Source organism: Achromobacter sp. EB05 (assembly GCF_044232075.1).
Classification (GTDB): Bacteria; Pseudomonadota; Gammaproteobacteria; order Burkholderiales; family Burkholderiaceae_B; genus Achromobacter; species Achromobacter dolens.
Map to the genome: position 1 here is coordinate 2,612,503 of NZ_CP155917.1, position 24,594 is coordinate 2,637,096.

The window sequence follows — 24,594 nt, forward strand, 5'->3', positions numbered from 1 at the left end:
GCACTCCGGTTGTTGCCGGGAGCGGCCTGTGCCCCTGGCCGGGGCCTCAGGCGGGCGCGTAGGCGTCCAGGAAGCGGCGCACCAGTTCGCCCGACACCGGGGTGGCGCGCACGTTGGCGGACAGGCCGGGCACGTCGAGGTTTTCGGCGGCGTAGCGGCGGCCGAAGCGTTCGAGGTGGGCGCGCACGAAATCGGGGCCGAATTCGGGGTGGAACTGGGTCGAGAAGATGTTGCGGCCGATGCGGATCATCTGGTGCGGGTCCAGGTCGGAACGCGCCAGCACGGCGGCGCCGGGCGGCAACTGCAGCACGGTCTGCGCATGCAGCATCTGGGCCGGGAAGGTGGGCGGCAGGCCGGCCAGCAGTTTGTCGCCAGCGGCGGCGGGCAGCAGTTCGACCGTCTGGGTGCCGACTTCGCGGCCGGCGGGGTTGTAGCCCACCTTGCCGCCCAGGGCGTGCGCCAGGAGCTGGTGGCCGTAGCAGATGCCGAACATCGGCAGGTCGGCCGCGGCGGCTTCGCGCAACCAGGCGGCGGTGTCTTCGCTCCAGGGTTCCAGGTCGGTGACCATGGCCGGCGACCCGGTGATCAGGGCGGCGCGGTACTGGTCCGGCGCGCGCGGCCGTTCGCCGGCGTGGACGGCGACCACTTCGAGGGCGTCGGGCGCCAGGCCGGAGGCCCGCGCCAACTGTTCGGCATAGCCGCCGAACTGGCTCTTGAGCGTATCGTCCGGGTCGCCCGTGTGCAGGATGAGGACGGGACGGGCGGGGGAGATTGCAGCGGTCATTGGGGGTGTATGCGTGGTAAATGCCAGCGGCCGGGGACGGCAGCCAGCGCACATCATAATCCAGGCGATTGTCCGAGGTGGGCGGGGGCGTCACCGCGGCGTCATGGAAATACGTACAATCCGCTGACCGACTCATCCTTTCAGGCAAACGTAACTATGTGGATTTGGTTAGGGCTGGCCGCGCTGGCGCTCATCGGCGAACTGGCGACAGGAACCTTCTACCTGCTATTGGTGGCGCTGGGATTGGCCGCGGGCGGCGTCGCCGCCTGGCTGCTGGCGGGCCTGGAATGGCAACTGGTGGCGTGTGGCGTCGTGCTGCTGCTGGGCCTGCTGGTGCTGCGCAAGACGCGCGTCCTGAAAAAGCGCGAGGTCGACGCCTCGCGCAACGCCGACGTCAACCTGGACATCGGCCAGACCGTCAAGGTGGAAGCCTGGAGCCAGGACGGCACCGCGCGCGTCTGGTACCGCGGCGCGCACTGGCAGGCGGAACTGGCCGAGGGACAGCCGGCCCACGGCGGCGAACACATCATCACCGAAATGCGCGGCACGCGCCTGGTCCTGACTCCGAAGGGGGACGCGACCGGCGCCACGCGCTAGGGCGTGGCGGCGTGGAAGGCTCCTTGCCTTTGCGCGCCGGCCCGTTCCAAGGCAGGACCCGGACCCGCGCAGACGGGCCGGCCGCAGCAGGCGCCCTGGCTATCGCGGGCAGGCGCGTCACCGCATTCACCCCAGAAGAGGCACTACACCATGATGGACACTTCCACTATCGTCCTGCTCGTTATCGTCGCACTGGCGATCCTGATCGTCATCAAGGCGATCGCCATCGTCCCCCAGCAGCACGCCTGGGTGGTCGAGCGTCTGGGCAAGTTCGACCGCGTACTGTCGCCGGGCGCCGGCTTCGTGATCCCGTTCATCGAGCGCGTGTCGTACAAGCATTCGCTCAAGGAAATCCCGCTGGACGTGCCGAGCCAGGTCTGCATCACGCGCGACAACACCCAACTGCAGGTGGACGGCGTGCTGTACTTCCAGGTGACCGACCCGATGCGCGCGTCGTACGGTTCGTCCAATTACATCTCGGCCATCACGCAACTGGCGCAGACCACGCTGCGCTCGGTGATCGGCAAGATGGAACTGGACCGCACCTTCGAGGAACGCGACGCCATCAACAGCACCATCGTGTCGTCGCTGGACGAGGCGGCGCTGAACTGGGGCGTGAAGGTGCTGCGCTATGAGATCAAGGACCTGACCCCGCCCAACGAGATCCTGCGCTCGATGCAGGCGCAGATCACCGCCGAGCGCGAGAAGCGCGCGCTGATCGCGGCCTCGGAAGGCCGCCGCCAGGAACAGATCAACATCGCCACGGGCGAACGCGAAGCGGCCATCGCCCGTTCGGAAGGCGAGAAGCAGGCCCAGATCAACCAGGCCCAGGGCGAGGCCGCGGCGGTGCTGGCGATCGCCGAAGCCACCGCCAAGGCCATCACGCAGGTGGCCGACGCCGTGCGCCAGCCCGGCGGCATGGAAGCGGTCAACCTGAAGGTGGCCGAGCGCTACGTCGAGGCCTTCGGCAACGTGGCCAAGGAAGGCAACACGCTGATCCTGCCGGCCAACCTGTCGGACGTGGGCGGCATGATTGCCTCGGCCATGACCATCGTCAAGTCCACCCGCAATAGCTGAACCGCGCGCCGCCTGGCGCATTGCCCATGATCGCTCCCGTCCATTTGCTGTCGATCGCAGTACTGACGGGAGTGCTATCGCTGTGTGTCCTGGGGTCCCTGGCGCGCAGCGGCATGGCCGGGATCCGCGAAACCATACGCGCCAACCTGCTCACGCTGTTGGCGTTTTTTCTGTTCGGGCTGCAGGCCACCGAGGCGCCGCGCTGGCTGTCGATCGTGCTGCCCAATGTGCTGATCGGCCTGGCGCTGTGCGCCTACTACACCGGGATCCGGCGCCTGCTGGGGCAGCGGGTGCCGCGCCACCTGATGGGGCTGGCCTGCGGCGCGGCCTGGCTGGTGCTGGCGGGATATACCTACCTGGACAACCAGGTGGCGCCCCGCATCGTGGCCATGTCGACGCTGCAGATGGGCTTCATGTTCGCGGTGGCGGCGGCGGTGTGGCGGGGGCTGCCCGCCAACCGTTCGCGCTACAGCTATTACTTCGTCTGGTCGGTGGCGATGATCTCCGGCCTGACCTGCGCGCTGCGGTCGGTGCTGTTCGCGTCCGGCGTGGCCCGGGCCGATTTCCTGCTGCAGCCAACCAACTGGAACATTGTGTTCATGACGCTGGGCGTGCTGGCGATGCCCTGCCTGACGCTGGGCACCATCATGATCATCCACGACCGCATGCTGGCCGATCGCGAGCATGAGGCCAGCACCGATTTCCTGACAGGGTTGATGTCGCGCAAGGCATGGTGGCTGCAGGCGGAGCGCTTTTGCGCCCAGGCGCTGCGCACGCGGCGGCCATTGTCCCTGATGCTGCTGGATATCGACCACTTCAAGCGGATCAACGATACGCACGGCCATGCCGCCGGCGACGCGGTGCTACGCCATTTCGGCCTGCTTGCCACGGCCACGTTGCGAACCGGCGATCATGTCGGCCGGGTGGGGGGCGAGGAATTCAGCGTGCTGTTCGCCGATTTGCGCAGCGACGCCGTGATGGACGTGGCGCAGCGCTTGCTCGACTCGGTGCAGCGCACGCCCTGCGCCCATGGCGGCAGCGTGATTGCCTATACGTTCAGCGCCGGGGTGGCGGAGTGGCTGCCGGGCGAGAACCTGCAGGCCTTTTTTGAGCGCGCCGACCGCATGCTGTACGCGGCCAAGCAGGGCGGCCGCAACCGGGTGCTGGGGCCGGGCATGCAGCCGGCCGAGCGCGTGCCGCTGCCGGCGGCCGCCTGATTCAACTGTCTTTGCGCGACGCCCGCGTGTCGTGCTTCATGATGCGCTCCTTCTCGCGCTGCCAGTCCTTCTCGCGTGCGGTGTCGCGCTTGTCAAAGAGCTTCTTGCCGCGGCCCAGCGCGAAGTCGAGCTTGATGCGGCCGTTCTTGTAGTGCAGGTTGAGCGGCACCAGCGTGTAGCCGCGCTGCTCGACCTTGCCGATCAGCTTGCTGATTTCCTCGGCCTTGAGCAGCAGCTTGCGGGTGCGCATGGCGTCCGGGTGGATGTGCGTGGACGCGGTGGGCAGGGGGCTGACGTGCATGCCCAGCAGGAACAGTTCGCCATCGCGCACGATGACGTAGCTTTCCTTGAGCTGCACGCGGCCATCGCGGATCGCCTTGACTTCCCAGCCCTGGAGAACCAGGCCGGCTTCGTAGCGGTCTTCGATGAAATAGTCGTGCGTGGCCTTGCGGTTATCGATAATGCTCATCTTGTGGGGCCCAATATGCCCGTTTGTTCTTCGTTTGTGCTCGTTTGCGCCCCGGCGGCGCAGTGCCGGTAAAATCCTATCATTCTAGCCATTTGCGATAGTCGATGCACAAAGTACAGCGATCCGTCCTGGTGCCCTACAGCGCCGCCCAGATGTTCGACCTGGTCGCCGACGTGGAAAAGTACCCCGAGTTCATGCCGTGGTGTGGCGGCGCCGAGGTGCAGACGCGCGACGAGCACGGCATGCAGGCGTCCATCCTGATCAGTTTCGCGGGTATGAAGCAGCGCTTCACCACGCGCAACCGGCACGTCTACCCCGACCGCATCGACCTGGAACTGGTCGATGGCCCTTTTTCCAGCCTGGTGGGGCACTGGGAGTTCCAGCCGTTGGCCGAGGATGCCTGCAAGGTGCTGTTCACCATGGAATACGCCTTTTCCAACCGGGCGCTGGAGATGGTGGTGGGGCCGGTGTTCAACCGCATCGCCACCAGCTTCATCGATTCCTTCACCAAGCGCGCGCAGGCCAAGTATGGGGAATGAGCCGTCCGCCGACGGACAGATCGCCGTGTCGGTCTGCTATGCCCTGTCGGCCCAGGTCTGGCTGCGCGAGGTGCGGCTGCCGGCCGGCGCGACCGTGGCGGACGCCCTGCGCGCCAGCGGCTTCGCCCAGGCCTTCCCGGTGGTCCAGCCCTGGGAGCGGGGCGTGGGCGTGTTCGGCCGCGCGGTCGAGGCCGCCACGCCGCTGGCGGACGGCGACCGGGTGGAGATCTACCGCGGGCTGAGCTTCGATCCCAAGGAATCGCGCCGCCGCCGCGCCGAGCACCGGCGCGCCAGGACCGCTCGCAACGGCCGCGTGCGTCCGGCCGGATTGCTGTAGCAGTCGGCCCCGGGGCGCGCGCCGCCGGAGCCCGGCGGGCTGCCGCCACATTGTCATCAATAGGACAAATCGCGCCGGCGCTTCCGGCGTAAGATTGACTGCGCCGCACACTTACGTTTACGTCAACGTCATGTCAAAATGGCCTGGCTGACGTTCACGAGACGGCAGCAACGCCAACAGACAATACCGATGACATCAGGAGACAGGCTGTGGACTTGGAACTGACCGACGAGCAGCGCGCGTTCGCGCAGGCCGCGCGCGACTATGCCGAGGGCGAACTGGCGCCCCATGCGGCGCAGTGGGATGCCGAGGGCATCTTCCCCAAGGAGGCGTTCGCGCGCGCCGGCGAGATGGGCTTCTGCGCCATCTATGCCAGCGAGGACATCGGCGGCCTGGGGCTGCCGCGCCTGGACGCCACCCTGGTGTTCGAGGAAATGGCCGCCGTCGATCCGTCGACCACCGCGTTCCTGACGATCCACAACATGGCCACCTGGATGGTCGGCAAGTGGGGCCAGCCGGCCCTGCGCGAGGCCTGGGGGCCGCTGCTGGCCAGCGGCCAGAAGCTGGCCTCGTACTGCCTGACCGAACCGGGCGCCGGCTCCGACGCCGCGTCGCTGTCGACCCGGGCGCAGCGCCAGGGCGACCACTACCTGCTCAATGGTGCCAAGGCCTTCATTTCGGGCGGCGGCGATACCGACCTGCTGGTGGTGATGGCGCGCAGCGGCGGCGAGGGCGCGGGCGGCATCAGCGCCTTTGCCGTGCCCGCCGACAGCGAGGGCATCAGCTACGGCCGCAAGGAAGAGAAGATGGGCTGGAACAGCCAGTCCACCCGTCCGATTGTGTTCGAGAACGTGCGTGTGCCCGCCGGCAACCTGCTGGGCGAGGAGGGCGAGGGCTTCAAGATCGCCATGAAGGGCCTGGACGGCGGCCGCATCAATATCGGCACCTGCTCGGTGGGCGCGGCCCAGGGCGCGCTGGACGCGGCCCGCCGCTACATGGACGAGCGGCGCCAGTTCAACCGCCGCCTGGCGGAATTCCAGGCGCTGCAATTCAAGCTGGCGGACATGGCCACCCACCTGGTGGCGGCGCGCCAGATGGTGCGGCTGGCGGCCTGCAAGCTGGACGCCGGCGCGCCCGACGCGGCCACCTACTGCGCGATGGCCAAGCGCTTTGCCACCGACATGGGCTTCCAGATCTGCCTGGACGCCCAGCAGATCCACGGCGGCTATGGCTACCTGCGGGACTATCCCTTGGAGCGTCTGGTGCGCGATACTCGCGTACATCAGATTCTGGAGGGGACAAACGAGATCATGCGCGTGATCATCGCCCGCCAATTGTTGGAAAAAGGAGCCGACATAAGATGAATGCACCGGTGCTGTTCGAAGAAAGGGCCACCGCCAATGGAATGCGCTTCGGGATCGCGACGCTGAATTCGCCGCAGACCCTGAACGGGCTGTCGCTGGAGATGGTCGACCTGCTGGCAGAGCGCCTGGACGCCTGGGCGCGCGATCCGGCGGTGGCGCTGGTGGTGCTTCAGGGCGCGGGCGAGAAGGCCTTCTGCGCCGGCGGCGACCTGCATGGCCTGTACCGCAGCATGACCGAGAACGCCGGCAAGGGCGCGTGGGGCAATGCCTACGCGCGCCGTTTTTTCGAGCATGAATACCGCCTGGACTACCGCATCCACAGCTACCCCAAGCCGGTGCTGTGCTGGGGCCACGGCATCGTCATGGGCGGCGGCATCGGCCTGATGATGGGCGCCAGCCACCGCGTGGTCAGCGAGACCTCGCGCCTGGCGATGCCGGAAATCTCCATCGGCCTGTTTCCCGATGTCGGCGGTAGCTGGCTGCTGAACCGCATGCCGGGCCGCATCGGGGTGTTCCTGGCGCTGACCGGCGCGCAGATCAATACCGCCGACGCGTTTTTCGCCGGCCTGGCGGACTTCCGCCTGAACCACGAAGACTGGCCCAAGCTGCTGGCTTCGCTGGAGGAACAGCCCTGGGCCGGCCAGGCCGCAGGCGGCGCGGAGGATGCGATCCCGCCGCGCTCGATCAACGACGGCCTGTTGCGCCGGGCGCTGACGGCGCTCGAACCGCAGACGCCGCTGGAGGGCGGTCACCTGCGCCAGCACTCGTTCATGATCAACAGCCTGTGCAGTGGCAACCGCCTGGACGAGATCTACGAGGAACTGGCCGGCCTGAAGGACCATGCCGACCCGTGGCTGGCGCGCGCCGCCGCCACCATGCTGGCCGGTTCGCCCGGTTCGCTGCGGCTGTCGTTCGCGCTGCAGCAGCGCATGCGGCTGCGGTCGCTGGACGATGTTTTCCGCGCGGAGTACATCGCCGCGCTCCATTGCACCGCGCATGGCGATTTCGCCGAGGGCATCCGCGCGCTGCTGATCGACAAGGACAAGACGCCGCGCTGGAACCCTGCGGTGCTGGACATGGCCACCGAGGCCTGGGTGCAGAAGTTCTTCGACGAGCCCTGGCCCGAGGGCCAGCCGCATCCGCTGGACGACCTGGGCAAGGAAGGCCGCTGACGTCCGCCGCGGAGCGGGCCGGCATCGCGTCGCAACACTGATTTCATACCTACAGCAATAGCAACAGGAGACAGGACATCATGAGCAGTATCGCGTTTATCGGTTTGGGCAACATGGGCGCGCCCATGGCATTGAATCTGGTCAAGGCCGGCCACAGCCTGACGGTGTTCGACCTGGTGCCGGCGGCGGTCAAGGTGCTGACCGATGCGGGCGCCAAGGCCGCGGCCTCGGCCGCCGAGGCGGTCAAGGGGGCCGAGGTGGTGATCTCGATGCTGCCGGCCAGCAAACACGTCGAAGGCCTGTACCTGGACCAGGACCTGCTGGGCAAGATTGCGTCCAGCGCGCTCGTGATCGAGTGCAGCACCATCGCGCCGGACTCGGCCCGCAAGGTGGCGCAGGCCGCCGAGGTGCGCGGCATCGCCATGATCGACGCGCCGGTCTCGGGCGGCACCGGCGGCGCCGCCGCGGGCACGCTGACCTTCATCGTCGGCGGCCAGTCCGCCGCGCTGGAGCGCGCCCGTCCGGTGCTGGAGAAGATGGGCAAGAACATCTTCCACGCCGGGCCCGCGGGCGCCGGCCAGGTCGCCAAGATCTGCAACAACATGCTGCTCGGCATCCTCATGGCCGGCACCTCCGAGGCGCTGGCGCTGGGCGTGGCCAACGGCCTCGATCCCAAGGTGCTGTCGGACATCATCGCCAAGAGCTCTGGCCGCAACTGGGCCACCGAGCTGTACAACCCGTGGCCCGGCGTGATGGAACACGCCCCGGCCTCCAAGGGCTACGCCGGCGGCTTCGGCGTCGACCTGATGCTCAAGGACCTGGGCCTGGCGGCCGAGGCGGCGCTGTCGGCGCGCGCCTCGATCCCGCTGGGGGAACTGGCGCGCAACCTGTATTCGCTGCACAGCGCGGGCGGCTCGGGCCGGCTGGACTTCTCCAGCATCGTCAATCTGGTCAAGCGCGACCAGGACTGACATGGCCGCGCCCGCGACTTGTGTCGATCCGGCCGGGCGGGTCCAGGCGAGCTTCGAGCGGCAGAGCATCATGCGGCTGCTCGGCGCGAGCCTGGACGTGGTCGAGCCGGGCAGGGTGGACATCGTGCTGCCGTACCGCGCCGATCTGTGCCAGCAGAACGGTTTCCTGCACGCCGGCATCTCCACCACCATCGCCGATTCGGCCGGCGGCTATGCCGCCTTCAGCCTGTTCCACCCGGGCGAGGACGTGTTGACCTCGGAGTTCAAGATGAACTTCCTGGCGCCCGCCAAGGGCGAGCGCTACGTGGCCAGCGGCCGCGTGGTCAAGCCGGGCAAGCGCCTGTCGATCTGCCAGGTCGAAGTGCATGCCTACGAGGGCGAACAGGCCACGCTTTGCGTGATAGGCTTGCTCACCGCGGTGCGCGTGACGCCGCGTTGAGCCGCTGGCGGCGGCCGTCCGCCGCCAGCCTTGTCGCGCCTTGAACGGGTCCACGGCAATGCCTTCCAAAGAACATCACCGGATTTTCCGCAGCAACTGGCTGCGCGCCGCGGTGCTCGGCGCCAACGACGGCATCGTCTCCACCGCGAGCCTCATCACCGGCGTCGCGGCCGCCCAGGCCTCGCACGAGGCGGTGCTGACCTCGGGCCTGGCCGGCCTGGTGGCCGGGGCGCTGTCGATGGCGGCGGGTGAATACGTCTCGGTGCGGTCGCAATCCGATATCGAGGCCGCCGACCTGCGCATGGAGCAGCGTTCGCTCAAGCGCAACTCGGGCGAAGAGCTCGAGGAACTGGTCGAGATCTACGTCGGCCGCGGGCTGTCGCGGGACCTGGCCGAGCAGGTCGCGCGGCAACTGACGCGCCACGACGCGCTTGACGCGCATGCGCGCGACGAACTCGGCATCTCGATCCACAATCGCGCCCGGCCGGTGCAGGCGGCGGTGGCCTCGGCCGCCTCGTTCGCCGGCGGCGCCGCGTTGCCGCTTGCGGTGGCCGCGGTGGCGCCGTTGCCGCAGCTTATCGGCTGGGTGATCGGCGCGTCCGTGGCCTGTCTGGCCTGTCTGGGGGCCCTGGCGGCTGGCGCCGGGGGCGCGCCCAAGGGGCCGGCGGCGGTGCGGGTGACGATATTGGGCGCGCTGGCGATGGCGGTGACGGCTGGCGTCGGCGCCTTGTTCGGCACCGTGGTCTAGGGGTTTCCCGCTCATGCAATACGTCCTGGTCAGCGCCTGTCTGTTGGGCCACCCCGTGCGCTACGACGGCCGCTCGGCGCCGCGAGGCCACGCGATCCTGGCGCGCTGGCTCGATGAAGGCCGGGTCGTGCCAGTCTGTCCGGAGGTGGCGGGTGGCATGCCGATTCCGCGCCCGCCCGCCGAGATCGAGCCGGGCGCCAATGCCGCTGACGTGCTGGGCGGCCGCGCCCGCGTGATGGCGGTGTCGGGCGAGGATGCCACCGTGCCGTTCCTGCGCGGCGCGCACCTGGCGCTGGCCGCTGCGCGCGAGCGCGGCATCCGCATTGCGGTGCTCAAGGAGGGCAGTCCGTCCTGCGGCAGCGGGTATGTCTACGACGGCAGCTTTTCGGGGCAGCGGCGGCCGGGCGTGGGCGTGACCGCGCAATTGCTGGCCGATGCCGGGGTGCGCGTGTTCAGCGAAGGGCAATGGGCGGACGCCGCTGCCTGCCTGGCGCGCCTGGAGGCGGGGCATGGGCTTTAACGTCGGCGACTGGCTGGTCCTGGTAGCCGTGGCGGCCGGCGTACTGTCGGCTTGGCGGCTGATCGCGGGCACCGGCCGCGGGCGCCTGCTGGCGCGGGCCGGGGCGGTGGTGTCGTTGGCGCTGTCGGCGTTCTTCTTCTGGCTCTGGTACGCGCAGTACCTGAAGTGGGATTTCAACGAGCTGGGCCGCTACTACGATCCGGTCGATGGGGTTGTCTACACCGACAGCGGCTTCGTCTGGGTGCTGCCGGCCGCGCTGGCCCTGTTGGCCGGGGCGTTTTTCGCCTGGCGCGGATGGGGCGGCGGGCGCGGTTGAGGGGCGCCATGCACGCGGGCGTCAACGGCCGTGAAAACAACAGGGAGGAGGCCCTGGCGGGGCTCCTCCCTGGCTGACGCGCCGTGGGCGCGATGGTCGTCAGTTGGCCCGGTAACCGCGGCTGTTCATGCAGGAATCCAGCGCGCGGTTGTAGGTGTCCACCATGACCTGGGTGGTCCATTGCGAAATGGTTGCCGGGTCGTAGCCGCTCTGGTTCATGGCCCAGCGCTGGCAGTCGGCCGAGGCGCTGGCCTGCGCCCGGTTGACCGGAGGGGTCGGTTCGTACTGCACCGGAGCGTATTGTGCCGGGGCCTGGTAGACGGGCGGCGCTTCATAGACAGGCGGCGCCTCGTACACGGGCGCCGTGTACACCGGGGGCGGGTAGTAGGCCACGCCCGGGGCGTAGACGCCGGTCTGTACGTAGCTCGGTCCGGAGTTATTGGCCGCCAGGATCAGCCCGGTGGCCGCGAGCGCAAACGCGCCACCAATCCACCAGCCGTTGCCGCCGCCACCGCCGTGGTGATGGTGATAGCCGCCACGATACCCGCCCGCCAGCGCGGGGGAACTTGCCAAGGCCAGTGCCAGCGCGACGCCGACCATACGACCTGTAAACCGCTTCATGATCTTGCTCCTGAGCCGTCGGACGTCCACGTGCTGCGGCGGCCGACGATACCGTACTGTAACGCCGAGGCGACGCAATAGTTGTGTCAAGAATTACGAAGATTTCAAGTGATTTCAGGGGCTTGTGCGGGTCTCGCGCATGAACGGCGAACCATTGGGGTTGTCGCAGGTTTGCGACACACCGGCCTTGAGCCGGACGACCGCCTTGGCGTCGAAGGCCTCGGCATTGCGGTCGTGGGTGGCGTAAGTCTCGTAGCCGGCCTTTTCGACGCACCAGTTCCAGAAGAACTGTTCCGAGCCATGGATCGCCAGCACCTCCACCCGCCATTCATGGCGCGCATCGAAGTCCGCTCGGCCGTCGGCGCCGGTGCGCTGTTCGACTCGGTATCGGTCGTAGCCATAGGGGTAGGCGCCGGCGATCAGCACCACGCGGGCGCCGGCCAGTGGTTGCCCGGCTTCGTCCTGCACAGCGATGGCCGCACGCGGCTGCAGGGTCTTGTAAGTGGGGTAAGGTACACAGCCCGCCAGGGCCGGCAGGAGCACGGCGGCGCAGAAAGCGTGCAGCGGGCGCGATAGTCGGCGCATCAGGATCCTATGTATGCAGGAATGTATGGCAAAAAAGCCGGAATGAGAGTATTTTCACGCGATGACGACGGCAATACCCCCATCTGTACCGCAAGAAAAGCGTTTGACGAAAGGTGAGCGCACCCGGTTGCAACTGCTGGAAGTGGCGGCGGCGGAGTTCGCCGAGCGCGGTTTCCAGCACACCCGGATCAGCGATATTGTTGCCCGCGCGGGGGTGACGCAACCCGTTTTTTACCAGTATTTCGCCAGCAAGCAGGCGGCGTACGATGAGCTCGTGGGCATGTTCGCGCAGCGGTTGCGGCAGGAGGTCTGCCAGGCGCGGCTGTCCGACGACCAGGACCTGCCGGTCGAGGTGCGGGTGCGCCGCGGTGTCAGCAATTGGCTGGCGATCCTGCAAGAGGATCCCAACCTGACGCGCATCGGTTTTTTCCAGGTCGATGCGGCCGAGGCGCTCAAGGACGAGCTGGTCGAGATGATTTCCGAGAACGTGCGCATCGACCAGCGCGCGGGCGTGTTCCGCAAGGACATTCCGCCGGAATGGCTGTCGCACGCGTTCATGGGGGTGATCGAGCGCTTCACGCGCCGCGAGCCCAATGCCGAAGAGCGCGAGGCGCTGGCCGATTTCATCACGGATATGTTCCTGGAAGGCGTGCGCCAGCGCTAGCCGGCGTATCCCGGCCGAGCGGCCGCTGCCGGCGGCCTGCCGGGAACATCTTTCGTTCCGCCTATTCGACGCGGGCGCCGGAGGCGGCCACCAGGCCGCCTGTGGCCTCCCAGTCCGCTTTCAGCAACTGCTGGAATTGCGCGGGCGATTTGGCTTCGGCTTCGACGCCCAGCGCCGCCAGGCGCGCCTGTACTTTGGGATCGGACAGCGCCTGGTTGACGGCGGCGTTGATGCGGTCGCGTTCGGCCGGGGCGATGCCGGCCGGCGCCAGCAATCCGAGCCACGAATCGAAGGCAAACCCGGGCAGGCCGCTCTCGGCCACGGTCGGCAGGTCGGGGGCGAAGCGCGAGCGCTGCTTGCCGGTGTAGGCCAGGAAGGTCACGCGCGGATCGTTGCGGTAGCCGGTGACGCCGATGGTGGCGGCGGTGACGGCCTGCACCCGGCCGGCCAGCAGCTCGGTCACGGCGTCGCCGGTGGACTTCATCGGGATGTGCTGCATCCGCGCGCCGGCGGCGGCCAGCAGCGAGGCCATGCCCAGGTGCGAGGCGCTGCCGTTGCCGGCCGAGGCGTAGTCGTAGGCGTCGGGCTTGGCCTTGACGGCCTGGATGAATTCGGCGGTGTTGGCCACCTTCAGCGTCGAGGACGCCAGCAGGATGTAGCCGGTGTTGCCCAGGTAGGCGACGCCGGTGAAATCCTTGTAGGGGTCGTAGCTCAGGTTCTTGTACAGGTAGCCGGCGATGTGGTGGCTGGCCGCGGCCAGCACCAGCGTGTTGCCGTCGGGAGCCGCGCGCGCCACTTGCGCGGTGCCGACGGTGCCGCCGGCGCCGGCGCGGTTCTCGACCACGATGGACGCATCCAGGGCGCGGCCGAGTTCGTCGCTGATGGCGCGGGCGATGGTGTCCTGCACCGCGCCGGTGCCGTACGGCACGACGATGCGCACGACGCGCGATTCGGCGTGCGCGGCGCCGTTGCAGGCGGCCAGCGCCAGCAAGGCGGCGCCGAGGCGGACACGGGCGCCGCGCAGGGCCGGCAAGGTCGCGCGGGCGGCGCGCTCGGCGATAGAGATGAAGCGATCAGGCATGAGGCGGAAAATGTCATCGAGGGATGCGGGGCGTTGGACTCTACCGTTCGCGGCGGCGCGCGCCAACGATTGATTCCCGAGTTGCTTATTGCCCGTGGCCATAACGCGCGGACGGGCGCTGCGGCGCGGCCGGGTGGATATACTCGCTAGCGCCATCAGCCAACACCCGACGACGACACAAGGGAAAACAATGAACGCGCTCATGCAGCAGGCGATCCAGTTCGCCAACGACCACGAAACCGCCTGGGACCGCAGCGTCAACGGGGTCTTCGGCGTGCACCAGAACGATCCGCCGCCCTGGAACCGCCTGCTGGGCCCGCTGCACGACCGGGGCCCGGTGTCGGGCGTGGTGCTGCGCGAGGGCCGCGAGATCGCCGCGTGGGGCGATCCCGACCGCGCCGACCTGACCTTCAGCGTGGCCAAGCTGTACCTGGCGATCCTGGCCGGGTTGGCGCACGACCGCGGCCTGCTGCCGGACGTCGACGAGCCGGTGGGCAAGCGCGTGCCCGGCATCGGCTTCGATCATGGACGCAACGCCGACATCACCTGGCGCCATCTGCTGCAGCAGACCAGCGAATGGGAAGGCGAGCGCTTCGGCGTCTCCGACCAGGCCGACCGCTATCGCGCCGTCACCTTCGGCGTGCCGCCCGACGGCAAAAAGGGCGAGGCCCGTCCCTTGCAGGCGCCGGGCACGTACTGGGAATACAACGACGTGCGCATCAACCAACTGTCGTATGCGCTGCTGCACTTGTTCCGCAGGCCCTTGCCCGAGGTGTTCCGCGAGGCCGTCACGCGGCCGCTGGGCGCCAGCGAGAACTGGCAGTGGGTCGGCTACGACAACGCCTGGGTCGAGATCGACGGCCAGCGCATGCCGTCGGTGCCGGGCGGCTCGCACTGGGGCGGCGGCATGTCGATCAGCGCCCGCGACCAGGCGCTGATCGGCCAGATGCTGCTGAACCAGGGCCGCGCGGCCGACGGCCGCCAGGTGCTGTCGCCGGAATGGATCAACGCCATGCGCCAGCCCTGCGCGATCGCGCCGTACTATGGCTACCTGATCTGGCTGAACCACGAGGGCCGCGTGTTTCCGAGCGTGCCGGCGTCCAGTTTCTTCGGCGTGGGCGCGGGCAGTTCGTTCACCTGGGTCGAGCCCGAACGCAAGCTGGTGGCGATCGTGCGCTGGCTCGATTCGGCGCACGCAGACGCGCTGTTCGGCAGGATCCTGGCGGCGGTGGACGCCCAGCCGGCCTGACACGCCGCCGACGCGTCGTCGGTGGAGTCCCTGCCCGGGGCAGGGATTTTCAGCGGCATGCCGGCCGGCTTCTGGCAACATGACCCTTTGCCCCGCCGCGCCCCGGGCGCGCCGCACCGCTTCCTGTTTCGCTTCCCCCGCGCACCCCGCGCGCCGACCAAGGATTTCGCCATGAACTACCGCCGTCTCGGATCAAGCAACCTTCGCGTATCGCCCCTGTGCCTGGGCACCATGATGTTCGGCGAGCAGACGCCCGATGACGAGGCCGCGCGCATCGTCGCTTCCGCGCGCGACCACGGCCTGAATTTCATCGACACCGCCGACGTCTACAACGACGGCCGTTCCGAGCAAGTGGTGGGCAAGCTGCTGCAAGGGCAGCGCCACGACTGGGTGCTGGCCAGCAAGATCGGCAACGTGGTGGGCAAGGGCCCGAACCAGTCGCACTATTCGCGCCAGTGGCTGATCCGCGGCGTGGAGCAGAGCCTGGCGCGGCTGGGCACGGATTTCCTGGACATCCTGTACCTGCACCGCGACTACCACGAGGAAAACCTGGAAGAAGCGCTGTGGGCGCTGGGCGACCTGATCCGCGCCGGCAAGCTGCGCAGCTTCGGGCTGTCGAACTTCCGCGGCTGGCGCATCGCCGAAACCCTGCGCCTGTGCGAAAAACTGGGCGTGCCGCAGCCGGTGGTGTGCCAGCCGTACTACAACATGCTCAATCGCGGCCCCGAGGTCGAGATCCTGCCGGCCTGCCAGCACTACGGCCTGGGCGTGGTGCCGTACAGCCCGATCGCGCGCGGCGTGCTCACCGGCAAGTACCTGCCGGGCCAGGCGCCGGCCGCCGACACCCGCGCCGGGCGCGGCGACCGCCGCATCCTGGCCACCGAGTTCCGGGAAGAGTCGTTGCGGATCGCGCAGCGGCTGCTCGAGCACAGCGCCGCACGCGGCGTGCAGCCGGGCCATTTCGCCACCGCCTGGGTGCTGGCCAATCCGATCGTCACCGGCGTCATCGCCGGCCCGCGCACGCTGGCGCAAATGGACGATTACTACGCCGCGCTGGACGTCGCCATCACGCCCGAGGACGAGGCGCTGGTGGACAGCTGGGTCACGCCGGGCCACGCCTCGACCCACGGCTACAACGATCCCAACTATCCGTTCCACGGCCGTCCGGTCACGGTGGCCTGACGGCGGGCAGGGGCGGCGCGTGGCGCCGCCCGCGCGCCGGTTAGGCCTTGCGCAGGGTCGCGCTGGCCGGCGGGGCCAGCCCGTCCTGCGCCGCGGTGCGCCCGCCGCGCCCGATCAGCCAGGCGCACAACGCCGACACCACGCCCGAGAACAGCACGTACAGGCAGATCAGCCACGGCTGGCCATTGCCGGTCTTGAGCAGCGCGGTGGCGATGATGGGCGTGATGCCCGAGGCGAAGATGCCCGAGAACTGGTAGACGAACGAGATGCCGGTGTAGCGCACCTTGGCGTCGAACAGCTCGCAGAACAGCGCGGCCTCGGGCCCGTAGACGGCGGCGTAGAAGATGCCGAACGGAATGATGATGGCCAGCCACACCAGCATCACGCTGCCCTGGCTGTTGAGCATCAGCCAGAAGCCGGGGAAGGCGGCCACCGCCGTGACCAGCGAGCCCCAGAAATACACCCGCGTGCGCCCGATGCGGTCGGACAGCCGGCCGAAGTAGGGGATGGTGAAGCACATCACCAGCGCCGCCGCCATCACCCCGGTCAGCGCCTCCGTGCGCGTGATCTGCAATGTCTGGGTCAGGTACGAGATTGAGAACACGCCGAAAACGTTGAAGAACACGCCGTCGATGTAGCGCGCGCCCATGCCCTTGGCGACGTTGCCGGGATAGCGGCGGATCATGTCCATGAACGGAATGCGGCTTTCGGCGTTCTCACGCTTGACCGCGGTGAACTCGGGCGTTTCCTTGATGTTCAGGCGGATGTACATGCCGACCGCCACCATCGCCGCCGAGGCCAGGAACGCCAGGCGCCAGCCCCAGGCCATGAACTGCGCGTCGGTCAGCAGCGTCGACAGCAGCGCCACCGTGCCGGACGCCAGGCACAGGCCGATCGCCAGGCCGATCTGCGGCAGCGAGGCATAGAAGCCCTTCTTGTCGGGCGGGGCGTATTCGTAGGCCATCAGCACCGCGCCGCCCCATTCGCCGCCCAGGCCGATGCCCTGGAACACGCGCAACAGCAGCAGCAGGATCGGCGCCCAGAGGCCGATGCTCTCATAGGTGGGCACCAGGCCGATCAGGAAGGTCGACACGCCCATGATCATCAGCGTCACCACCAGCATGCTCTTTCGGCCGATGCGGTCGCCGAAATGCCCGAACACCAGCCCGCCCAGCGGCCGGGTGATGAAGCCCACCGCAAAGGTGGTGTAGGCCAGCATGGTCGAGATGAGCGGGTCGCCGGTGGGGAAGTACAGCTTGTTGAACACGATGCCGGCGACTACGCCGTACAGGAAGAAGTCGTACCACTCGATGGTGGCGCCGATCAGCGACGCGGCGACGACTTTTCTCACCGCGGTTTCGTTCTGCTTGGCCATGCCTGTCTCCTTTGGTGGAAGCGGGCGGCGCTCTGCGGCGCCGCTCCGCGGGTTGCGGTCAGCTCATGTCATGCCGCCTGTTGCAATGCCGGTTGCGCCTGCGCGCGCGGCCGCGCCGCGTGCAGGTCCTGCAGGATGAAGTCGGCCGCGCGCTCGGCCAGCATCACCACCGGCACGTTGGTGTTGCCCGAGACCAGCGTCGGCATGATGGAGCAATCCACCACCCGCAGTCCGCTCACGCCGTGCACCCGCAGGCGCTCGTCGACCACGGCCATGGGGTCCTCGCGCGGCCCCATTTTCGCGGTGCCTGAGGGGTGGAAGATGGTTGCGCCGTACTCGCGGCAGAAGTGCAGGATCTCGTCGTCGCTCCGCACCTCGGGCCCGGGCCGGAATTCGCGCTTCATCAGGCCGGCCAGCGGTTCGGTGGCGGCCAGCCGGCGCGCGTACTTGACCGCCGCCACCGTCATGCGCCGGTCCAGCTCGGTGGACAGGTAGTTGGGCTGCATGGCGGGCGCCTCGAATGGATCGGCGCTGCGCAACCGCACCGTGCCGCGCGAGGACGGCCGCAGTTGACACACCGAATAGGTGCAGCCCGAGAACGGATGCACCTTGCCGCCGGCCATGTCGGCCGACAGCGTGGCGAAATGGAACTGGGTGTCGGGCGTGGCGCTGGCCGGATCGACGCGGCAGAACAGGCCGCCCTGGTTGATGCCCACCGCCAGCGGCCCGCCGCGGAACAGCAGCCATTGCAGCCCCATCGCGGCGCGGCCGTGCAGCGTGCGCAGTTGGTCGTTGGTGGTGATGGGGCGGCGCGTCTCGTAGATGAGGCGGATCTGCAGGTGGTCCTGCAGGTTCTCGCCCACGCCGGGCAGGTCGCGCACCACGCCGATACCGAAGCGGCGCAGCAACGCGGCCGGCCCTACGCCCGACAGTTGCAGCAGTTGCGGCGATTGCAGCGCGCCGGCGCACAGGATCACCTCGCGGCGGGCGCGCAGCGTGCGCACCTGGCCGTCCTGGCGGTAGCGCACGCCGCAGGCGCGGCTGCCCTCGAACAGCACCGCCATCGTGTGCGCGCCGGTCTCGACACGCAGGTTGGCGCGGCCGCGTGCCGGGCGCAGATAGGCCACCGCGGTGGAGCAACGGCGGCCATTGCGGGTGGTGAGCTGGTAGTAGCCCACTCCTTCCTGGTCGCCGTTGTTGAAGTCGGTCACGTGTGGCAGGCCGAGCGCGCGCGCCGCGCCGATCAGGCCTTCGACCAGCGGGTGCGGCGTCTTGATGGAGGTGGCGTTCAGGGGGCCTTCGGTGCCGCGCGTGGCGCCCGGGCCGAGGTCGTTGTTCTCGAGCTTGCGGAAGTAGGGCAGGCATTCCTCCCAGCTCCAGCCCGGGTTGCCGGCGGCGACCCAGGCATCGTAGTCCTGGCGCTGGCCGCGGATGTAGATCAGGCCGTTGATGGCGCTGGAACCGCCCAGCGTGCGGCCGCGCGGCCAGTAGATGCGGCGGTCCAGCATGTTGGGGTCGGGCTCGGTGTAGTAGCCCCAGTTCAGCACCTTGTGGAACATGGTCTTGCCGTAGCCGATGGGGATGTGGATCCACGGCGAGCGGTCCGGCGGTCCCGCCTCCAGCAGGCACACGCTGTGCTGGCCATTGGCGCTCAAGCGGTTCGCCAGCACGCAGCCGGCGGAACCGGCCCCCACCACGATGTAGTCCACGGCATCGGACATGTCTGCTTCCTCCTTGGCCTGGCCGTGCCGTGACGCGGGGAGTCCCTCGTCCGGACGGCGCGTTTACCCTGCTTGCCGCATCGCCGCGCACTTATATACTGGCCTGATGCGAGGGGGGCGCGGCGACGCGCAAAGGTTCCGTATCTGTGGCGATTCTAGGAAGCCGCCACGGGAAAGAAAGCGCGGCAAGCGCGGGAACGGCGAAATGGCACAGAACATGGATCTTCGGTTTCAAAATCGCAGTGCAGCATCGGCGCGGAGGCACGACGCCGACGAGCCGCAGGATGCCGCGCGTTCGCTGCGCGCGCTGCTGGTGCTGGACTACCTGGCCCGCGCCCAGCATCCGCCCACGCTGGCGCAACTGGCGCAGCGCCTGGACATGCCCAAGTCCACCCTGATGCGTTTGCTGGCGGCCATGCAGCGCGCCGGTTTTGTCGCCGCCACGCCCACTGAAAACGGCTTCGTGCCGGGGCCGCAGGCCACCGCGCTGGCGCTGGCGACGCTGCACGCCTCGGCCTTCACGCGCGCCTGCCGCGCGGTGCTGGCGCAACTGGTCGGCAAGCTGGGTGAAACCTGCAATCTCACCGCGCCCGACGGCGACCAGGTGATCTACATGGAGCGGGTCGAGACCACCGAACCGCTGCGCCTGTTCTTCGCGGTCGGCAGCCACGTGCCGATGCATTGCACCGCCAGCGGCAAGCTGTTCCTGGCGTCGATGAACCGGCTCGAACGCGGCCGGGTGCTGGCGCGCCTGCCGCTGACGCGCAACACGCCGCGCACGCTGACCGATCCGGCGCGGCTGGAAGACGAACTGGAACGGTTGGCCGCGCGCGGCATCGGCATCGACAACGAGGAGTTCGTGCGCGGCATGAGCGCGGTGGCGGTGCCGGTGCGCGACGCGCAGGACCGCGTGGTGGCGGCGGTGGCGTGCCATGCGCCCACCGCGCGGCTGATGCTCGACGACCTGCTGCGCGCGGTGCCGGTCTTGCAGGGCGCGGCGCAGTCCATGAGCGCGGTGCTGGCGGGGCACCGGCCGGGCGGTTGAGGGCGCCGCGCCGCGAACCCCTAGCCCGGCAGCGCGGCCGCCCGCCGCCAAGCCAGCGCCAGCACCGCCGCCGCGCCTGTCGTCAGCGCCGCCAGCATCGCGACCGGTCCGGCCATGTCGAGCAGGATCCCGGCCGCCAGCGGCGCGGCGATGCGCGTCAGTGCGAACACGCTGGACTGGATGCCGTAGTCCAGCGCCTGCAGGCCCGGCCTGGCATGCGACATCATCAGGCCGAACGCCAGGGCGGCGGTGGCGCCCATGGCCGCGGCCACCATCATGGCGCAGGCCGCCAGCACGGCCGGCGTCGCGTTCAGGCCGATTGCCAGCGTCAACGCCAGCAACGCGGCGGCCCCGGCGCCGGCATGCAGCCGCACCGCGCGGCCCGCGCCCAGGCGCTTGAGCAGCCGCGCGCCCGCGATGCTGGCCACGGCGCCCACCGCGCCGCCCGCGACGCCGACCAGCCAGGCCACGCGTTGCGGCGCCAGCCCCTGGTCCAGCAGCAGCGGCTTCAGATAGAACCAGCCGGCGCCGATGAAGGGGAACAGCAGGGCCAGCAGCGGCAGCCAGCGGCGGCTGGCGGGCAGGCGCAGGTAAGCGATGGCGTGGCGCGTGGTCGAGGTGGTGTCGGCGGCTTGCGGGGGCGAGCGGGGTTGCCCCTTGGTGTCATCCAGTGTCGCCGCGTCGTTCGTGTCGAGGTGTTCGTCGCGCGAGGCAATCGCGCCGTCGTCGGCTCGCCCGGCATCCATGCTCTCCCGCAGCAGCAAGGTCAGCGCCGCGGCCAGCGCCAGCGCGCCCGCCATGATCAGGAACGGCGCCTGCCAGCCCCAGCGCGCCTGCGCCAGCAGCATCAGGCCGCCGCCGGCGATGGCGCCCAGGCACAGCGCCATCGAGCGGATGCCGCCCGCCGAGGCGCGGCCGGCCGCAGGCAGCACGCGGATCGCCAGCGCGTTGACGGGCACGTCGGCCCAGGTGCCGGCGAGCGCGGCGGCGGCCGCCAGCGCGAACAGCGTGACGCCGTCATTCAGCAGGTCGCGCCAGCCCAGCGCCAGCAGCACGGCGGCGTAGGCCAGCAGCAGCGCCACCGTCCAGCGCCGGTAGCCGCACTGGCCCGCGCCGCGCCGGTCCAGCGGCATCGCCAGCAGGAACTTGAACACGGTCGGCAGGCTGGCCAGTTGGAACAGGCCCAGGGCGGTGCCGGACCAGCCGTGCTGGCGCAGCACCAGCGGCAGCCCCAGCCACAGATAGACGCCCGGCGCGGTCAGCGCCAGGTTGAGCCAGCCGAACAGGGCCTGGGCCAGGCCGTGGCGCAGGCGCGGCGTCATGGCGCGGTCCGGCGCGCCGACAGCACATGCAGCGGCGCCAGCGGAAAGCGGTCGGAATCGAAGCCGCGCACGTCGGCGAAGCCGGCGGCGCGCAGCGCTTGCGCCAACTGGCCCTGGCGCGTCACGCGCCGCCCCAGCAGCAGCATCGGCAGGTAATAGCGCAACACGCGCGCGGCGGCGTCGGCGTCGTCCGGGACCTCGGCATGCGCCATCACCAGCAGCCCGCCCGGTGCTAGGGCGTCGTGCATCTTGCGGATCGTGGCGGCGGCGTCGGGCACGAAATGCAGCACCGACGAGCACCAGATCAGGTCGTAGCCGGCGCCGATATCGGCCGTGGCCAGGTCGCCGCCCACCGCCACCATGCGCGCCGCCAGCCCGGCGGCGGCGATGTTCTCGCGCGCCACGGCGGCGGTCTCGGGCCAGTCGAACACCACGCCGCTGGCCTGCGGGCGGTCCTGCACCAGCGCGATGCCGATGAGGCCCGGACCGCCGCCCAGGTCGAGGATGCGGCGCGCCGCGTCGGCGCCGGGCACGCAGGCGACCGCCTCGCGCGCCGCCGCCACGGCCAGGGCGCGTTGCTCCTGGCCGATCTGCACGCGCGCCGCGTTGGCCCAGGCGCCGGCCTCGGACGGGGCGGCGGGTGTTGCGGCGGGATCCTGGCGCAACCGTTGCATCAACTGCTCGCCGGACTGCGCCAGCGCGCGGCGCCGGTAGCGCCAGGCGTCGCCGCAGTAGTGGGGCCGTCCCGCCACGAAGTGGTCGCGCGCGGTGACCCCGCAGCGGTAGAGCGGCGGCTCGCCGGCGATGCGGTGCAGCAGGCGCAGGCTCCACAGCAGGTCCAGCAGGTGCTCGGCGGCGGCGGGGCGCAGCGCCAGCGCCTGCGCGACGTGCGCGGCGCTGGCCGGCGCGACCAGGTGCGCGAACAGGTCCAGTTCCAGGGCGGCGTCGAGCGCGGCGGTTTCGACCGGCGCGGCGGCCAGGTCCCAATAGCGTTGCAGGGGCAGGGGGGAAGTCGGCATGGCGGGTTCCTTGTGTTGACGATCAAAGGCGCCAGGTCAGGCGCAGGCCAACTTCGCGCGGCGGGCTGTAGACGGTGACGATGCCGTTCTGGTAGCCCACCGCGTCGTAGCGGCGGTTGGCGAGGTTGTTGACGTAGGCGGCGATTTCCACCTGTCGAACGGTGACGCCGGCGGCCAGGTTGACCAGCGCGTAGCCGTTGCGGCGGTAGCGGTTGGCGGCGTCCAGGTAGACCGGGCCGGTGCCGCTGAGCGAGGCCTGCGCGTACCAGCCGGCCGGCGCGTCGTAGCGCGCGGTCAGGTGGCCGTTCAGGCGCGGCGCGAACGGGTTCTGGTTGCCGCTGTAGTCGTTGGCGCCGTCGCGGAAGTGGCTGAAGCGGGTGCGGTTCAGGCCCAATCCGGTCTGCAAGGACCAGCCCTGGCCCAGCAGGTATTCGAGCTCGAATTCCGCCCCGATCGAACGCGCCGACGCGGCGTTGGTGACGTACACCAGGCCCGGCAGCGGCATCTGCTGCACCTGCATGTTGTCGACCGTCATCACGTAGAAGGCGGCGGCGTAGCGCAGGCGGTTGCCGGGCAGCCAGCCCTTGGCGCCGATCTCGTACGCGCGCAGCGTTTCCGGCTGGTAGGCGGCGTAGTCCGCCGCTGGCGAAAACACGTTGTAGCCGCCGGCGCGAAAGCCATCCGCGACCGAGGCATAGACCTGCTGGCGTGGCGCGAAGGCGTATTGCAGCGCCAGCTTGGGCGTGACGCGGGTCCAGTCGGCGCGGCGCGCGCTGTCGCCTTGCGGCGTGAAGCGCACGGCGTCGCGTTCGACGCGGGCGCCGGCCTCCAGGGCCCAGCGCTCGGCCAGCGGCACGCTCCAGTGGGTGAAGGCGGCGCCGGACTGGCCGCGCAGCCGCACCACGCTTTCGGTCAGGCCGCGCGGCATCTTCTGGGTGTTGCGCAGGTCATGGTCGTCGCCGTCGGCGTACAGCCCCACGAGCCAGTGGGCGCGGCCGAGCGCGCCCTCCAGCCGTAGCTCCTGCGACAGATTGCGGAAATGGTGGTCGCGGGCGATGTGCAGCAGGTCGGCGGGCTGGAAATCGGTGTCCTGCTGCACGCGGTCGCGCAGATCGTTCCAGGCCGTCACCGACGTCAGGCGCAGGCCGTCGTCCAGGTCGTGGCGCAGCGACAGCGACGCGCTGCGGCCGATGGACCGGTTCCAGCTCGGCGTGCCGGACGCCACGGTGGCGCGCGAGGCCGTGGGCGAGCCCCACAGCGCGGCGCCGTCGCGGTAGTTGACCTGCGCATAGCGCAAGGTGGCGTCGGTGCGCGCCGACGGCGTCCAGCGCAGCGCCAGCTTGCCGTTGCGCAGTTCGCGGTCGTCCTCGCGCCGGCCCGTGTAGGTGTTGTCGATGAAGCCGTCCTGGCCGCGCCAGGCGCCGGCCACGCTGGCGTAGAGCGCGTCGTCGATGATCGGCCCGCTCAGGTCGAAGCGCAGCATGCGCAGGTCGCGGCTGCCCACGGTGGTCGAGACGCTGCCGCGCAGGCTGTCGCCCGGCTGGCGGGTATGGACGTTGATGACGCCGGCTTCCGCGTTGCGGCCATAGAGCGCCGATTGCGGGCCGCGCAGCACTTCGACGCGGTCGATGTCCAGCAACTGGTCGTCGAAGCCCTGCGCCATCAGCGTGGGCACGCCGTCCACCACCAGCAGGGTCGAGGTCGAGAACGAAAAGAAATTGGCCGACAGACCGCGCATCACGGCCGCATTGACGCCGGCCTGGCCGAACGGCTGGAACGACAGGCCGGGCGTGATGCGCTGCAGGCCCTCCAGGTCGACGACGCCCTGGCTTTCGAGCATGTCGCCGTCGAACACCGACAGGCTGCCGGGCAGCGATTCGAGGGCGCGTTCCTGCTTGTCGGCGGTGACGGTGATGGCGGGCAGTTGCGCGGCGGCGGCAACCGGCGTTGACGCGGCGGAAGGCGCGGAAGAGTGCGGGGAGGCGGGCGCCGCCGAAGGCACGGCGGGCTGCGCCAGCGCGGCGGGCGTGGCGCAAAGCCACAGCACAACCCAGGCGGCGCGGGGGTGGGGAAGAGGGCGATTCATCGGGATTCCTGTGCAAGCAGTCACGGCGGCCGAACGCGCGGCGCCGTCCCGAAGATGGTATTTCTTTATGCGAACGCCTATCATTAGCATTCAT

26 protein-coding genes are annotated in these 24,594 nt (G+C 69.5%); 16 read left to right on the plus strand and 10 right to left on the minus strand.

The window, feature by feature from the left end:
* Window positions 1–46: 46 nt before the first annotated feature.
* A complete protein-coding gene (locus AAID08_RS12000) occupies window positions 47–784 on the minus strand; it encodes a glutamine amidotransferase (RefSeq protein ID WP_395757673.1) in 738 nt (245 codons plus the stop codon).
* 156 nt (window positions 785–940) lie between these two features.
* On the opposite strand from AAID08_RS12000, the gene AAID08_RS12005 reads away from it, so the two are divergent.
* The 3 genes from AAID08_RS12005 (at window position 941) to AAID08_RS12015 (ending at window position 3,675) form a co-directional block, all read left to right on the plus strand.
* Complete coding sequence (locus tag AAID08_RS12005; RefSeq protein ID WP_006394517.1) at window positions 941–1,381, plus strand: NfeD family protein; 441 nt, start codon at window positions 941–943, stop codon at window positions 1,379–1,381.
* A gap of 150 nt (window positions 1,382–1,531) precedes the next feature.
* Window positions 1,532–2,458 carry an SPFH domain-containing protein gene (locus AAID08_RS12010; RefSeq protein ID WP_006385179.1) on the plus strand — a complete coding sequence of 309 codons (927 nt, stop codon included), beginning with the start codon at window positions 1,532–1,534 and terminating at the stop codon, window positions 2,456–2,458.
* A gap of 26 nt (window positions 2,459–2,484) precedes the next feature.
* Window positions 2,485–3,675 carry a GGDEF domain-containing protein gene (locus AAID08_RS12015; RefSeq protein WP_054502797.1) on the plus strand — a complete coding sequence of 397 codons (1,191 nt, stop codon included), beginning with the start codon at window positions 2,485–2,487 and terminating at the stop codon, window positions 3,673–3,675.
* Between the two features lies 1 nt (window position 3,676).
* On the opposite strand, the gene smpB is transcribed toward AAID08_RS12015, so the two are convergent.
* Entirely contained in the window at window positions 3,677–4,144 is a 468-nt protein-coding gene (smpB, locus tag AAID08_RS12020) for an SsrA-binding protein SmpB (RefSeq protein ID WP_006385177.1), read from the minus strand.
* A 104-nt stretch (window positions 4,145–4,248) separates the two neighbouring features.
* On the opposite strand from smpB, the gene AAID08_RS12025 reads away from it, so the two are divergent.
* From AAID08_RS12025 to AAID08_RS12065, 9 genes are all read left to right on the plus strand, one after another.
* Window positions 4,249–4,683: a type II toxin-antitoxin system RatA family toxin gene (locus AAID08_RS12025; RefSeq protein WP_006385176.1), complete on the plus strand. Its 435-nt coding sequence runs from the start codon at window positions 4,249–4,251 to the stop codon at window positions 4,681–4,683.
* Window positions 4,673–5,020, plus strand: a complete 348-nt coding sequence (locus AAID08_RS12030) for an RnfH family protein (RefSeq protein ID WP_054472210.1) — start codon at window positions 4,673–4,675, stop codon at window positions 5,018–5,020. Before AAID08_RS12025 ends, AAID08_RS12030 begins: the two co-directional genes overlap by 11 nt.
* A 209-nt stretch (window positions 5,021–5,229) precedes the next feature.
* The gene (locus AAID08_RS12035) at window positions 5,230–6,384 is read left to right on the plus strand and encodes an acyl-CoA dehydrogenase family protein (protein WP_054502796.1); all 1,155 of its coding nucleotides are present in this window, start codon (window positions 5,230–5,232) and stop codon (window positions 6,382–6,384) included.
* Window positions 6,381–7,556: an enoyl-CoA hydratase/isomerase family protein gene (locus tag AAID08_RS12040; protein ID WP_395757674.1), complete on the plus strand. Its 1,176-nt coding sequence runs from the start codon at window positions 6,381–6,383 to the stop codon at window positions 7,554–7,556. The genes AAID08_RS12035 and AAID08_RS12040 overlap by 4 nt, the downstream gene beginning before the upstream one ends.
* A gap of 80 nt (window positions 7,557–7,636) precedes the next feature.
* The gene (mmsB, locus tag AAID08_RS12045) at window positions 7,637–8,527 is read left to right on the plus strand and encodes a 3-hydroxyisobutyrate dehydrogenase (protein ID WP_054502794.1); all 891 of its coding nucleotides are present in this window, start codon (window positions 7,637–7,639) and stop codon (window positions 8,525–8,527) included.
* Between the two features lies 1 nt (window position 8,528).
* The gene (locus AAID08_RS12050; protein ID WP_054502793.1) at window positions 8,529–8,966 is read left to right on the plus strand and encodes a PaaI family thioesterase; all 438 of its coding nucleotides are present in this window, start codon (window positions 8,529–8,531) and stop codon (window positions 8,964–8,966) included.
* A gap of 58 nt (window positions 8,967–9,024) precedes the next feature.
* On the plus strand, window positions 9,025–9,714 hold the full coding sequence (locus tag AAID08_RS12055) for a VIT family protein (protein ID WP_054502792.1): 690 nt from the start codon (window positions 9,025–9,027) through the stop codon (window positions 9,712–9,714).
* Between the two features lie 13 nt (window positions 9,715–9,727).
* Window positions 9,728–10,234 (plus strand): DUF523 domain-containing protein, encoded by a 507-nt coding sequence (locus AAID08_RS12060; RefSeq protein ID WP_054502791.1) that lies wholly within the window; start codon window positions 9,728–9,730, stop codon window positions 10,232–10,234.
* On the plus strand, window positions 10,224–10,550 hold the full coding sequence (locus AAID08_RS12065) for a hypothetical protein (protein ID WP_054502790.1): 327 nt from the start codon (window positions 10,224–10,226) through the stop codon (window positions 10,548–10,550). Before AAID08_RS12060 ends, AAID08_RS12065 begins: the two co-directional genes overlap by 11 nt.
* A 99-nt stretch (window positions 10,551–10,649) precedes the next feature.
* Here AAID08_RS12065 and AAID08_RS12070 read toward each other — a convergent pair whose 3' ends face one another.
* Window positions 10,650–11,171, minus strand: coding sequence for a hypothetical protein (locus tag AAID08_RS12070; protein ID WP_054502789.1), 522 nt, complete (start codon window positions 11,169–11,171; stop codon window positions 10,650–10,652).
* A gap of 114 nt (window positions 11,172–11,285) precedes the next feature.
* Window positions 11,286–11,756: a hypothetical protein gene (locus AAID08_RS12075; RefSeq protein WP_064524485.1), complete on the minus strand. Its 471-nt coding sequence runs from the start codon at window positions 11,754–11,756 to the stop codon at window positions 11,286–11,288.
* A gap of 103 nt (window positions 11,757–11,859) precedes the next feature.
* Here AAID08_RS12075 and AAID08_RS12080 point away from each other — a divergent pair, with 103 nt between their 5' ends.
* Entirely contained in the window at window positions 11,860–12,420 is a 561-nt protein-coding gene (locus AAID08_RS12080; RefSeq protein ID WP_231132919.1) for a TetR/AcrR family transcriptional regulator, read from the plus strand.
* A 61-nt stretch (window positions 12,421–12,481) separates the two neighbouring features.
* Here AAID08_RS12080 and AAID08_RS12085 read toward each other — a convergent pair whose 3' ends face one another.
* Complete coding sequence (locus AAID08_RS12085) at window positions 12,482–13,501, minus strand: tripartite tricarboxylate transporter substrate-binding protein (protein WP_395757675.1); 1,020 nt, start codon at window positions 13,499–13,501, stop codon at window positions 12,482–12,484.
* A 190-nt stretch (window positions 13,502–13,691) separates the two neighbouring features.
* On the opposite strand from AAID08_RS12085, the gene AAID08_RS12090 reads away from it, so the two are divergent.
* Window positions 13,692–14,750, plus strand: a complete 1,059-nt coding sequence (locus AAID08_RS12090; protein WP_064524487.1) for a serine hydrolase — start codon at window positions 13,692–13,694, stop codon at window positions 14,748–14,750.
* A gap of 171 nt (window positions 14,751–14,921) precedes the next feature.
* Entirely contained in the window at window positions 14,922–15,932 is a 1,011-nt protein-coding gene (locus tag AAID08_RS12095; protein ID WP_395757676.1) for an aldo/keto reductase, read from the plus strand.
* A 40-nt stretch (window positions 15,933–15,972) separates the two neighbouring features.
* Here AAID08_RS12095 and AAID08_RS12100 read toward each other — a convergent pair whose 3' ends face one another.
* Both AAID08_RS12100 and AAID08_RS12105 read right to left on the minus strand, forming a co-directional pair.
* Window positions 15,973–17,307 carry an MFS transporter gene (locus tag AAID08_RS12100; RefSeq protein ID WP_395757677.1) on the minus strand — a complete coding sequence of 445 codons (1,335 nt, stop codon included), beginning with the start codon at window positions 17,305–17,307 and terminating at the stop codon, window positions 15,973–15,975.
* Between the two features lie 68 nt (window positions 17,308–17,375).
* Window positions 17,376–19,028: a GMC family oxidoreductase gene (locus tag AAID08_RS12105; protein ID WP_064524493.1), complete on the minus strand. Its 1,653-nt coding sequence runs from the start codon at window positions 19,026–19,028 to the stop codon at window positions 17,376–17,378.
* Window positions 19,029–19,233: 205 nt separating this feature from the next.
* Here AAID08_RS12105 and AAID08_RS12110 point away from each other — a divergent pair, with 205 nt between their 5' ends.
* Complete coding sequence (locus tag AAID08_RS12110) at window positions 19,234–20,073, plus strand: IclR family transcriptional regulator (RefSeq protein WP_175167435.1); 840 nt, start codon at window positions 19,234–19,236, stop codon at window positions 20,071–20,073.
* Window positions 20,074–20,093: 20 nt separating this feature from the next.
* On the opposite strand, the gene AAID08_RS12115 is transcribed toward AAID08_RS12110, so the two are convergent.
* Genes AAID08_RS12115 through AAID08_RS12125 form a run of 3 tightly spaced genes read right to left on the minus strand, consistent with a single transcriptional unit; the run spans window position 20,094 to window position 24,500 of the window.
* Window positions 20,094–21,395: an MFS transporter gene (locus AAID08_RS12115; RefSeq protein WP_395757678.1), complete on the minus strand. Its 1,302-nt coding sequence runs from the start codon at window positions 21,393–21,395 to the stop codon at window positions 20,094–20,096.
* Window positions 21,392–22,414, minus strand: coding sequence for a class I SAM-dependent methyltransferase (locus tag AAID08_RS12120; protein ID WP_144658119.1), 1,023 nt, complete (start codon window positions 22,412–22,414; stop codon window positions 21,392–21,394). Before AAID08_RS12120 ends, AAID08_RS12115 begins: the two co-directional genes overlap by 4 nt.
* Before the next feature lie 22 nt (window positions 22,415–22,436).
* Window positions 22,437–24,500 (minus strand): TonB-dependent receptor, encoded by a 2,064-nt coding sequence (locus AAID08_RS12125; protein ID WP_395757679.1) that lies wholly within the window; start codon window positions 24,498–24,500, stop codon window positions 22,437–22,439.
* Window positions 24,501–24,594: the final 94 nt, after the last annotated feature.